The sequence below is a fragment of the Fulvivirga imtechensis AK7 genome (assembly GCF_000331535.1).
Lineage (GTDB): Bacteria > Bacteroidota > Bacteroidia > Cytophagales > Cyclobacteriaceae > Fulvivirga > Fulvivirga imtechensis.
Map to the genome: position 1 here is coordinate 14,766 of NZ_AMZN01000022.1, position 12,027 is coordinate 26,792.

Consider the following 12,027-nt stretch of genomic DNA (forward strand, 5'->3'; position numbering starts at 1 on the left):
TAAAAGACAGTCAAAAAAACTTCTATATTCTCATGGATATTGAATTGATCAGAAATAATACTCCGGGGGTTAACTCGGTAACACATTTTAATAATGCCGGGGCTTCGCTGGTGAGCCAGCAGGTGCTGGAAACCCAGCTCGGTTATCTGCAACAAGAGGCCCACCTGGGAGGCTACGAAACAGCCGCGCTGTTTCACGACCAGCAAGAAGACTTTTACCGGCAGGTAGCAAAGCTGATCAATGCGTCTCCTGAAGAAATAGCCTACACCGAAAGCGCTACTGTTTCGTGGCAGCGGGCATTTTTTTCTATACCGTTTAAAAAAGGGGACACTATTTTAACAGCAAAGGCTGAATATGCCAGTAATTATATCTCATTTCTGTATCTGAAGGAAGAAAAGGGGGTCAACATCAGGATCATACCTTCCAATAAACCCGGAGAGATCGATCTGGGCGAACTTGAGAGGAGTATTGATGATAGCGTCCGGCTGATCTCGCTTACACATATGCCCACTAATGGAGGACTGGTGAACCCTGCTGAGGAAGTTGGCGCTATTGCGAAGAAGCATGGAATACTATTCTTACTTGATGCCTGTCAGTCGGTAGGGCAGTATCCGGTAGATGTTAACAGGATCGGGTGCCATTTTTTATCAGCAACAGGTCGCAAGTTTTTAAGAGGCCCACGTGGTACAGGGTTTTTATATGTAAAAAGGGAACTATTAAAGCACTTAAGGCCTATCAACGTTGATCTTCACTCCGCCAGTTGGACCGAAATCGAGAGCTATTCGTTGCGGGATGATGCCAGAATGTTCGAAACCTGGGAATCGAACATAGCAGCCAAACTGGGGCTTGCTGAGGCGGTGAAGCAAGCCAATACTCTCGGTGTGGACCTGATATGGGAAAGGGTTACATTTCTGGCAAATGACCTCAGAGAAAAGCTAATGAGTTTGCACGGGGTTGAAATACGGGATTTGGGTAAAATTAAGAGTGGAATTGTTACCTTTACTACCTTTACCCCTGCTCATGCGGTAAAGGAAGCGCTAAAAAAGCGAGGTTTTAATACCACCGTTGCGGTAATGGGGAGCACTTTACTGGATATGTCTGACAGGAATTTGGCAGAAGTGGTTAGGGCCTCGGTTCACTATTATAATACGGAGGAAGAAATAGACAAATTCATAATTGCACTAAAGGATATTTTAGAAACCAGTTCATGAGATTCATTTTTACGGCATTGTTGTTGGTCTTTTTGCATGTTAATTCCTTCGTATCAGGACAGGGAAAACCCTCGTGGTCATATGGTATAAATCCGTATTATGGTGGTGTGCTGAGGTATAAAGAGGATATGCCCAAGCTTGACATGACCGGCCTGCATGGCATTGAGCTTTATACAGTAAAAATGACCAACGGCAAGCATCGCTGGGAGAAGTTGTACAATTATCCACATATTGGATTTGCCGCGTCTTATTTTAACTATGGTGTACCTGATGAGCTGGGAGAGGTTTACTCACTGGCCAGCTACATGGATGTGACCGCCAATAACAGGAAAAAATTTCAATGGCGATTGAATATTGGTACCGGTTTCGTTTATTCTACCAAACGCTTTGATGCCCAGACCAACCCTGATAATAAGGCCATCAGCAGCAGGATAAGTTATGTGCTGAGAGGGACGATCCATCATGAGATACAGTTAAGCGAACAATACTATTTCAACCTTAATTTGGCCTTCAGGCATTACTCCAACGGAAAGCTGAATATCCCTAACAATGGCATGAATTTCCCGGTTGTAGGGGTTGGATTGCGATATGTCCCCAACCCGCAAAAAATTGACTTCAAAAAAGACACCACAAGTGCCTTTAACAAGAAGCTACTAATAAATTTGATGGGTGGCACGGCCTGGAGAGAAGTGCTTAGAGAGGATTACAAACAGAAAGCATATAGTGCAAGTCTTTATTTAAGCAAGCAAATCACCAGGTACAATACACTGCTACTTGGGGTGGATGGGTTCCTTTATGATAAGGAATCAGTACGCAAAGCCACACAGGTATACAATACTCAAAATACTGCCGTTCCTGAAGATCAGTTGGTTGATGATGATGGAAAGCAAATGGCTGTTACCATTGGTACGGAGCTTCTTTTTGGAAAACTATCCGTAATACTGCAGGGCGGAGCCTATGTGTATAAGCCACAGATCTATTATGAAGCGACCTGGTATCAGCGATACGGCTTCAAGTATCAGGTCACTCCTTATCTTTTTCCACAGGTGACCCTCAAATCGCACAGTCGCACGGCAGATATGGTGGAGTTTGGTTTGGGTGTATCGTTTTAATAAACTGTTTTAAAATTCTAAATGAAAGGCTGTACCCTTACCGGGGTCTGATTGCACAGTGATGCTACCATTGTGGAGTTTCATGATCTGTCGGGCAAAGCTTAAGCCTATTCCGGTCCCTTTCTTCTTAGTAGTGTAAAACGGAATAAACACCCTGTCTATCAGCTCCTTGGGGATGCCCGGGCCATTATCTTCTATGGTTATGGCCACTTTTCTGGCTCCCGTTCGCCTGGCTGAAATGGAAATTTCCGGAGCTTCCTGGTCTTCCAGTACTTCTATGGCATTTTTTAGCAAATTTATCAGTACCTGTTCGAGCAATTCATGGTCAGCCCTTACTTTTAGTTCCTTACTCTTAAGGCCAAGGTTTAGCGTAATACCTGCCCGGTCAAGGTCTGGCCTTAATAGCAGGGTGAGCCTTTCTATCATCGCTGTGATATTGACATCACTGATCTTGAGCTCAGGCGTTTTGGCGAAATCCTTATACGCATGTACAAATCTGAGGAGTCCTTTGCTTCGGTTTTCAATGGTTTGCAGGCTGATGACTACATCGTGTTTATCTTCATCAGAGAGCGCTTCCAGGTCATCGACCTGCAGGATCTGGTTCACTGCTGTGCTCAGCGAGGCAATTGGGGTTACTGAATTCATGATCTCATGGGTAAGCACGCTGATGAGCTTTTGCCAGGCTTCCACTTCCTTCTGATCAAGCTCTATATGAATGTTTTGCAAGAGCACAAGCCTGAAATTTTTTTCCTGCAGGATAAAATCCTTTACCTGAACGGATAACTGTACCATCTCATCTTTAATAAAAACCTTTATTACCTGCCGGTCTCCGGAAGGCAATTCGGTAATCACCCGGTACAATAGTGGGTCAATAGCCACCACATCATTGATATGCTTCAGGTAGGGCTTTTTTAAAAGGGTTTTGGCCGCAGGGTTCATCAGTTCAATATTTCCATCAACAGTAAAGCTGATGATCGACACGCCAATATTTTCGTTTAATGTCCGGAGGTATTGATACTGCGACTCCTTTTCAATACTTATTTTCTGAAATTCCTCTATCACCTCGTTAAAGGCCTTGCTCAGCTCTGCCTGGTTGGCCCCCTTTCCCGTACCTTTAAAAATATTGGTGAAGCCGCTTTGTTTGATTGACAGGAGGAAATGCGTAAGCTCGCTGTTCATTCTTTCTGCATAGTAAATAAGATTGATGACTGTTATCAGTAATAATATCGCAATAACCAGTGGGGTAAAAAACCACTCTGTGCTGACTAAAACGAATGCCAGCCCCAGTGTCAGCGCCATCATGAGCAACACACGAATAAGGATGTTCAGTCTAAAATTTTTAAGGTTCATTTTTATCTGCTATGGCCGCTCCTACTAAATTTTGTCTTGTATGATTACCGATTACTAACCTCAAGCTTCAAGCTGTAAGCAAACATCAAACACATACTTCCCACTTCGATCTTCCAGCTCTTCCGACTCCCATACCCACCTCTGTATCTCCTCCCGGGAGGAGAGTGGTTCGCGTGTGAAAAACCGATTGCCGATCACTTGACCCAAACGGACAAACTCTAACCGACAAACATCAAACACCAAACACCAAACACATACCTCCGACTTCAATACCTAATTCCATACTTATCCATTTTTCGGTAGATGGTAGTTCTTCCCAGTCCCAATTCCTTCGCTGCTTTGCTGATATTACCCTTGTTTTTAACTATGGCTTTTTCAATGGTCATTTTTTCTACTTCGTCCATATTTACACTGTCAGGAGGTCCGCTGGTCTGGACCTTTTCATTAAGCAAAAAATCCGTTGGTTGTAATATGCTATCATCAGCCATAATTACAGCTCGTTCGATCGCATGTTGTAGTTCCCGAATATTGCCAGGCCATGAAAATGAGGAGAGGAAGTCCAATGCTTTTTTGCTGATCGTCAGATTATTTTTGCGGTACTTCTGTGAATATACTTGTAAAAAATGTTCTGCTAGCAACGGGATATCCTCCTCTCGCTCACTGAGCCTCGGCAGATGTACTTCCACCGTATTGATCCGGTACAAAAGATCCTCCCGGAATTTTCCTGCAGCCACCAATTGATTAAGATTGCTATTGGTAGCGGCTATAATTCTGCAATCAACAGGTATAGACTCGTTTCCACCTACACGTACAATTTCCTTATGCTGTATAGCAGTTAATAGCTTCGCTTGCATGGGAAGGGAAAGATTGCCGATTTCATCTAAAAACAATGTACCCTGATCAGCTAATTCAAATCGCCCGGTGCGGTCTTCCCGTGCGTCCGTGAACGCTCCCTTTTTATGTCCGAAAAGCTCCGACTCAAACAAATTTTCGGAAATAGATCCGAGATCCACTTTGATGAAAACCTTATCATTGCGCGGTGATTTATTATGTAGCGCCCGGGCTACCATTTCCTTGCCGGTGCCATTATCCCCTAAAATAAGAATATTGGCCTCAGTGCCTGCCACCTTGTCTATAGTGACAAATATTTTTCTCATCGCTTCCGAGCGCCCGATAATCTCTGCTTCCTCACCTCCCAAAAGCTGGGTCAACCCACTATTTTTTGACTTCAACAGCTCCACTTCCTGCCGGGACTGATGGTGATTGTAAGCAGCATATACAGTCGCCTGAAGCTTTTCATTCTCCCATGGCTTGACCACAAAGTCTGCCGCTCCTATCTTCATGGCTTCTACAGCCAGTTTGATATCGCCATAGGCGGTCATCATAATTACCTGCTGGCCCGGATTTTTGTTGATGACATTTTTTAACCAGAAAAGTCCCTCTTTACCGCTGGTGGCGCCAGTGGTATAGTTCATATCCAGGAGAATAACGTCATAATGGTTATGATTAAGCAAATAATTGATCTGTTCAGGACTGCTTTCTACAGTGATATTCGAAAAATGAGGTTTGAGTACTATCCTGGCCGTATGCAAAACATCGGGATCATCATCAATGACAAGAATATGAGCTGGGACTTTTTTCATATATTTAACGGTCTTGTTCCTACTAAGTGCTTCTAAGAAAAACTCACAATTTATCGTCATCGGTAACGAAGTGCGGCAATCCCCCTTCTTTAGCGTGCATTAAGAAGGGGTCGCTTCGATTCCTCCCCGTGGCAAGCCCGGGACAGGCGCGATGACGGCAAGAGCTTTCTTATAGACACTGATTATAAAGTACAGTAATGTTTCAGTATGAAACAAATAATTGTTCCTTATTGGAACATACGGAGTATCAACTCTGATAATGTTCACTCATAAAACACTGATAATCAATATATTGATTTTAATGGTACAGTTGTTGGCTTCTCATATTAAAAATTAACTATTTGTTAAGATGTTCAAGAACTACCTAAAAATCGCTGTCCGAAATATACTGAAGAATAAGCTCTATTCTTTCATCAACATCTTTGGGTTGGGTTTCGGCATTGCATGTGTGCTGCTTATTGTGCTTTATGTGCAGGATGAGCTTAGTTATGACAAGTTTCACGACCACGCAGGCGATATCTACAGGGTTGCCTGGTTTAACGATAACCCACAAACACGTACGCCACATCCTATGGCCCAGGCCATGGTGCGTGATTTTCCTGAAGTAGCTGCTGCTACTACCCTTTCTCCTATCTGGGGACCGGGTTTAACCAAACAAACCTTTTCGGTGCGAAACCTTGATAATGACATAACTTATGATGAAAGGAATGTGTTGGGGGTAGACAGCACATTCTTTGATGTATTTTCTTTCAGGCTGACAAAAGGCAACCAAAATGAGGTACTTCGAAATGTGGGGGGCCTCCTGTTATCTGAAAGTACCGCCAGGAAATACTTTGGCGATGATGACCCAATTGGAAAGTCATTAGCCATCAATGATGATGAGACATTATTAATTGTGGAGGGTATTTTTGAAGATGTACCGAAACATTCTCATTTTCATTTTGATATATTGGTTTCGTATGTTACACTTAAAGCTTCGAATCCCGGAAGTTCCTATTACTCATGGGCTGATTTCGGACATTTCAATTATATCAGGCTCCATGCAGGAAGTGATCCTCAAAAACTTGAAGACCAACTGGTAGATTGGGCATTAGGCTATGTAGAGGTGCCGGAGGAAGAGATAAGGGCGGCAATGGAGAATAATGACCATTTCAAATTACAACCTTTGACAGACATTCATTTAAAATCCAGGATCAGGTGGGAACTGGGGCATAACGGTAATATAGAATATATTTACATTATGACGGCAGCAGCCTTATTCATCCTGATCATAGCTTGCGTGAACTTCATGAACCTGACCACTGCCCGTTCCACAGAGCGATCAAAAGAAATAGGCATTAGGAAGTCTCTCGGAGCATACAAAAAGCAGGTATCATTACAATTCCTGGGAGAATCTTTACTTACGGCTTTTTTAGCCATGGTGTTGGCAGGGTTTATGGCAGAAGTATCATTGCCATTCTTTAATGCAATAACTAATAAATCGCTGGATATTGAATACATCGAGAAGCCGCAACTAATGATGACTTTACTGGGTTGCGGATTAGTCACCGGCTTGATAGCAGGCTTATATCCCGCATTGTTCCTTTCATCAATACATCCCGTAATAAGTCTGAAAGGAATAGACAAGATAAAACCAAAAGGAGCTATGTTCAGAAAAGCACTGCTCATCTTTCAGTTTGTGATCTCAATGGTCCTCATTTGTGGTAGCATTGTGATCTATGATCAGCTATACTTTATCCACAACAAAGATCTTGGCTTTGAAAAGGAAAGGGTAATAACCATACCTTTGAAGAATTATGAATTGCTTGGAAATTTTGATGCACTGAAAAACGAATTGCTTACCGTTCCCGGGGTGCAATATGTGTCTGCGGCCTCTAATATTCCGGGGACTCAATACAACCAAAATCCGATTTTTTCCACTGCTGACATTCAAAACAGGGTAGACGCCTCGGAGGTATTCGTTGACTATGATGTATTTAAAACGCTTGGCATTGAAATGATAGCCGGAAGAGGCTTTTCAGCGGCAGCAATTTATGACAGTGCCAATGTGTTTGTTATCAACGAAAAGGCGGCAAAAAATCTTGGTCTGGAAGAGCCGGTAGGAAGTGAAATTGTCTGGGAGTGGGATGTTGAACCTTCGCCTATGCGTGGAACGGTCATAGGAGTAGTAAAAGACTTTAATTATCAATCGTTGCACCAGCAGGTACAGCCACTGTTATTCAAGCTACGCCCTTCCTACAATCACGTTTTGTTAAAGCTCAATTCGGATAACCCTGGAAGAAGTATGGAACAGGTAGAAATAGTCTGGAGAAAATTTGAAGACAGATTTGCATTCGATTATTCGATACTGTCAGATGACCTTTCAAATCAATATATTTCAGAGGAAAAGACAGCCCAGGTATTCAGTGGGTTTTCACTGGTAGCTGTTCTTATTGCATGTTTTGGGTTGTTCGGGTTGGCATCATTAAGCTTCAGCCAGCGGGCTAAAGAAGTAAGTATCAGGAAAGTACTCGGTGCCTCTACATCCAGAATACTGGCGCTATTGATCAGTGACTTCACCAGGTTGATAGCTTTAGCGATCATCATAGCCGTGCCATTGGCATGGCTACTTATGAGCCGGTGGTTGGAAAACTTCACTTTTAAGGTGCAGATCAACCCACTGAGTTTCCTGATAGCAGCAACCGCGCTAATACTTCTTGCCTGGATTACTGTTTCATACTTAACCATAAAAGTTGCGAGCGCCAATCCTGTCGATAAACTGAAAGAGGAATAGCTGAGGTGACGCAATATAAATAGTGTCTCTAAAAAAACGCCAATGTCTGCGTTGTGCTTGTCCCAAAAATGCTCACGTACCTCAGTATGCTCCGCTTTTTGGGACTTCATTTCTTAAAACCACTTAGAGTTTTCTTACAAACACTAAATAGACGCAGAACTTTACACACCAAAGACCGGGATCTATTGAATGATTTCACTTAACAGTTTCACCACTGAACTTTTAGGCACGTAAATTTATTTGAGATAAAAAATAAAAAATGGTTATTTACGTTGCCAAACTATGAAGGAGGTCATATCGTGAAATACATTCTCTATTTTCTTCTCTGCTTTATAGCTGCCGCCAGCTACAGCCAGGTGGTGGATCCTGAGAGTACCGATCAAATGTTTACGATCGATACCCCTATTACCATTGATCTTGATGATGAAGAGGAAGAGGAGTATGTAGAGCCTAAGAAGAAAAAAACCAAAAAGAATGTATTTTATGGGCTGAAGACCAAAAAACGTTATACCCAAAAAGGCAGTGGTAATAGTAAAACCTATGAACTCTTTTATGTACTTAAAGAATATGAAGATCCGGATCCGTATGTACGAGATATCTATTGGATTGACTATAGAAGGGGAAACATAAGAAGCGAGGGCCAGGTAGACAAGGAATACGGTGCCATCCTGCACGGGCCTTACAAGAAAATGCAGGGAGACCAGGTACTGGAACAGGGAATATTTTACAAAGGGATGAAGCACGGGCGCTGGGTAAAATACGATAAGGATGATATTCTGGTAGATAAAGAAAAATACTATAAAGGCTGGCCGAAAGAATCGCTTGTTAGCTACTATGATCGTGAGCGCCAGAAAATGAAAGAGATCGTGCCCATTGAATATGGTGAAAAGGAAGGCTACTACTATTATTTTCATAAGAATGGAAAGGTGGCCGTGAAAGGGGAATTCAAATGGGATAACCGAGTCGGGGATTGGGTGGAATACTATCCTAACGGAAGAAGAAAAAAGATTATCCGGTATAGCAAAGAGCCTTTTAATAAATCACATACACCATATATCTGGAAAGAGTGGAACCTCCGGGGGCAGTTGGTATATGAAAAACGCTAGCTGATCTTCTTCTTCTTCATAAGTTATGCTTTTATTACACTTGTAATAATTTAATTTGCTACCAGATCATGACTTTCTTTATATTTGGAAATTTATAAGTCCAATTTGCGGCTAAAAAACTAAAACACTTCTTGCCACAAACTTACATGTGCCAATTTTCCTGATTTTAAAAAACGGGAACATTTTGTTACATTACTTTATTACTATTTCCGTACTGCTGAAATTATAAATGACAATGAGAAGTGCCTTTTGGTATTTACCAATATGTTCGGCCATATTGTTAATAGTACTAATAATAGTAAATATATTTGCGAAGGAAAGGCCTGACCGCAACCGATCAATTTCAACCTGTGAAACAGCTCCCTCAGTTGCGATTGAACCAATAAAACCAGCGGACCCGAAGTTTGATCTAAAACTTGCACAAACAGAGCAAAGCTTCTTCTCGAATATTTTTAGTACGGACGATTGGCCTGCGCGTTGGAATTGTGGTATTTGGACACCTTTCCACGGATGGTTATATATTACCTCCGATGTCCTGATTTGGCTGGCCTATTTCATGATACCACTCATCCTCGGCTTTTACCTGTACAGGGCGAAGGAGAAGCTCCCTTTCAGGTCGATCTTTATTTTGTTCATAAGTTTTATTCTGGCATGTGGTCTCACACACTTGATGGACGCTGTTATCTTTTGGTGGCCTGCTTATGGCCTTAGCGCGGTAATCAGGTTCGCTACGGCTGTGGTTTCCCTGGGTACAGTATTTGCGCTTGTTAAAATTACCCCGGAAGTACTCAAATTCAAAAGTCCTCAGCAGCTTGAGAAACTCATTAACGAACTTACTTTTTTAAATGAAAGGCTGCATCTCGAGATAAAGCAACGTGAGGCCGCTGAAGCTGAGCTTAGACGGCTCAATGAGGAACTGGAGCGGAAAGTAGAGGATCGTACGGCTGACCTTCAACAATCAAATCAGAATCTGAAGAGGATAAATGATCTGTTCAGGTCAGCACAAAAAGCGGCAGGCATAGGTATATGGGAAGTTGATCTGGAACGCCAACGGGTCTTTTTTTCACGGGAGGTAAATGAGATCTATAATGTGGACTCGCAAGGGCCTTTGACGGTTCAGGAGTGCCTGCAGTACATACACTCTGAAGATCGCCAGGCGGTGTTGAAGCTTGCAAGGAAAGCAGTGGCAAAAGGAATACCCTATGACAAGGAAATAAGAATCATTACAGGTGACAAGAAGATGCTTTGGTCAAGGGCGGTAGGTATACCTGTGAAGCCCGAAGATGAAGTTGTAGCCTTACGGGGGCTGATAATGAATATTGATCCGCTCAAAACTTCACAACAAAAAATTGAGGAGAGCAGGCGGGTGCTCACTATGGCTTTGGAAGCAGGGGAAATAGGTGTATGGCACTGGCATATCAAAGAAAATAAGCTGGAATGGGACGATTATATGCATCAGCTTTTTGATTACCCTAAGGCGCAGTTCAAGGGTACTCTTGATGAATTTATGCAGCGCATACATCAAGATGATACTCAGAAAGTAAACAAAGCCATTGCCGTAGCATTGGAAAGAGAGGTGAAGCTTGATGTTACATTCAGGATACGCACCGGCCAGGGTAAAATAAGGATCATACAGTCTAAGGGAGAGGTGATTACCGATGATCAGGGTAATGCTGAATCAATAGTGGGCCTTTCCATAAATATTACGGCCGCCAAAGCATATGAAGAAACACTTAAGGAAAGTGAACAAAGGTTTAGGGCTGCGGTTGACTATTCGCCCATTGGTGTAGCATTGGTAAGTCTGAAGGGAAAACTGTTTAAGGTTAATCAGGCGCTTGCGAGTATGCTCAATTATTCTGAAAAAGAATTGCTCAACCTGGATTTTAGCGAGATAACGCATCCCTCCGATGTGAACAGTGACGCTAAGCAAATTAAGAAGCTTCTGCAAGGCAGAATAGCCAGTTTTCAGGCTGATAAGCGCTATCTGAGAAAAGACGGTAAAAGCATTTGGATCCAACTCAATGTTTCCCTGGTCAAAGATGCTAACAAGGAACCAAAATACTTTATCGCTCAGATACTGGACATCACGGAAAGGAAAATGGCTGAGGAGAAAATTCAGGAGACAGTGAGGCAGCGTACCGCGCAGTTGGAGGCAATGAACCAGGAGCTGGAGGCGTTCAGCTATTCAGTGTCACATGACTTGCGGTCACCATTGAGAAGTATTCATGGCTTTAGCCAGGCCCTGCTTGAAGATTATGCCACTTCACTCGATGAAATGGGTAATGACTATCTTAACCGGGTTTCTGCAGCTAGTGTGCGCATGGGCCATCTTATTGACGATCTGCTTGCCCTGGCACGGATTACAAGACAAGATATGAAGATTGATATTATAGATGTATCTGAGGTGGCTGAGCAGGTGGCTACAGCATTAAAGGCCGAAAGATACCAAAACACAGAATTTATAATCAAGCCGGGCCTGAAAGCGCATGCAGACCAGGGGTTGCTGACTGTAGCCCTTGAAAACCTGTTCGAAAATGCAGCGAAATATTCTCGGGTAAAAGATCATCCGAAAGTGGAGTTTGGAGAGCATTCTGCCAATGGAAAGAATACTTTCTTCATTAAGGATAATGGGGTCGGGTTTGACATGCAATATGCGGATAAGCTGTTCGGAGCGTTTCAACGACTGCATACCGCAAAGGAATTTGAAGGAACAGGAATTGGGCTGGCGACCGTAAAGCGAGTGATCCATCGCCATGGAGGTGAGATCTGGGCGGAGAGCGAACTGGGGGTCGGCTCTTGTTTTTATTTTACTTTAACTTAATCATCAAAACC

Annotated in this window: 7 protein-coding genes; 5 read left to right on the forward strand and 2 right to left on the reverse strand. The window is 42.9% G+C overall.

Going from position 1 to position 12,027, the window contains the following annotated elements; all coding sequences use genetic code 11:
• The first annotated feature begins 32 nt into the window (after window positions 1-32).
• Both C900_RS06780 and C900_RS06785 read left to right on the forward strand, forming a co-directional pair.
• Complete coding sequence (locus tag C900_RS06780; protein ID WP_009578957.1) at window positions 33-1,211, forward strand: aminotransferase class V-fold PLP-dependent enzyme; 1,179 nt, start codon at window positions 33-35, stop codon at window positions 1,209-1,211.
• The gene (locus C900_RS06785) at window positions 1,208-2,323 is read left to right on the forward strand and encodes an acyloxyacyl hydrolase (protein WP_009578958.1); all 1,116 of its coding nucleotides are present in this window, start codon (window positions 1,208-1,210) and stop codon (window positions 2,321-2,323) included. Before C900_RS06780 ends, C900_RS06785 begins: the two co-directional genes overlap by 4 nt.
• A 9-nt stretch (window positions 2,324-2,332) precedes the next feature.
• Here the strand turns inward: C900_RS06785 and C900_RS06790 are convergent, their stop codons facing one another.
• Both C900_RS06790 and C900_RS06795 read right to left on the reverse strand, forming a co-directional pair.
• On the reverse strand, window positions 2,333-3,673 hold the full coding sequence (locus tag C900_RS06790) for a sensor histidine kinase (RefSeq protein WP_009578959.1): 1,341 nt from the start codon (window positions 3,671-3,673) through the stop codon (window positions 2,333-2,335).
• A gap of 266 nt (window positions 3,674-3,939) precedes the next feature.
• A complete protein-coding gene (locus C900_RS06795) occupies window positions 3,940-5,316 on the reverse strand; it encodes a sigma-54-dependent transcriptional regulator (protein WP_009578961.1) in 1,377 nt (458 codons plus the stop codon).
• A 349-nt stretch (window positions 5,317-5,665) separates the two neighbouring features.
• On the opposite strand from C900_RS06795, the gene C900_RS06800 reads away from it, so the two are divergent.
• The 3 genes from C900_RS06800 to C900_RS28175 all read left to right on the forward strand — a co-directional run bounded on the left by C900_RS06800 (window position 5,666) and on the right by C900_RS28175 (window position 12,016).
• Window positions 5,666-8,089, forward strand: a complete 2,424-nt coding sequence (locus tag C900_RS06800; RefSeq protein ID WP_009578962.1) for an ABC transporter permease — start codon at window positions 5,666-5,668, stop codon at window positions 8,087-8,089.
• A 272-nt stretch (window positions 8,090-8,361) separates the two neighbouring features.
• Complete coding sequence (locus tag C900_RS06805) at window positions 8,362-9,195, forward strand: toxin-antitoxin system YwqK family antitoxin (protein WP_157493926.1); 834 nt, start codon at window positions 8,362-8,364, stop codon at window positions 9,193-9,195.
• A gap of 235 nt (window positions 9,196-9,430) precedes the next feature.
• The gene (locus C900_RS28175) at window positions 9,431-12,016 is read left to right on the forward strand and encodes a PAS domain-containing protein (protein ID WP_051052796.1); all 2,586 of its coding nucleotides are present in this window, start codon (window positions 9,431-9,433) and stop codon (window positions 12,014-12,016) included.
• Window positions 12,017-12,027: the final 11 nt, after the last annotated feature.

Bases quoted from the DNA above. Each gene is read 5' to 3' on its own strand.
- C900_RS06790 (WP_009578959.1), bottom strand. From the start codon at position 3,673: ATGAACCTTAAAAATTTTAGACTGAACATCCTTATTCGTGTGTTGCTC.
- C900_RS06780 (WP_009578957.1), top strand. From the start codon at position 33: ATGGATATTGAATTGATCAGAAATAATACTCCGGGGGTTAACTCGGTA.
- C900_RS06785 (WP_009578958.1), top strand. From the start codon at position 1,208: ATGAGATTCATTTTTACGGCATTGTTGTTGGTCTTTTTGCATGTTAAT.
- C900_RS06800 (WP_009578962.1), top strand. From the start codon at position 5,666: ATGTTCAAGAACTACCTAAAAATCGCTGTCCGAAATATACTGAAGAAT.
- C900_RS06795 (WP_009578961.1), bottom strand. From the start codon at position 5,316: ATGAAAAAAGTCCCAGCTCATATTCTTGTCATTGATGATGATCCCGAT.
- C900_RS28175 (WP_051052796.1), top strand. From the start codon at position 9,431: ATGAGAAGTGCCTTTTGGTATTTACCAATATGTTCGGCCATATTGTTA.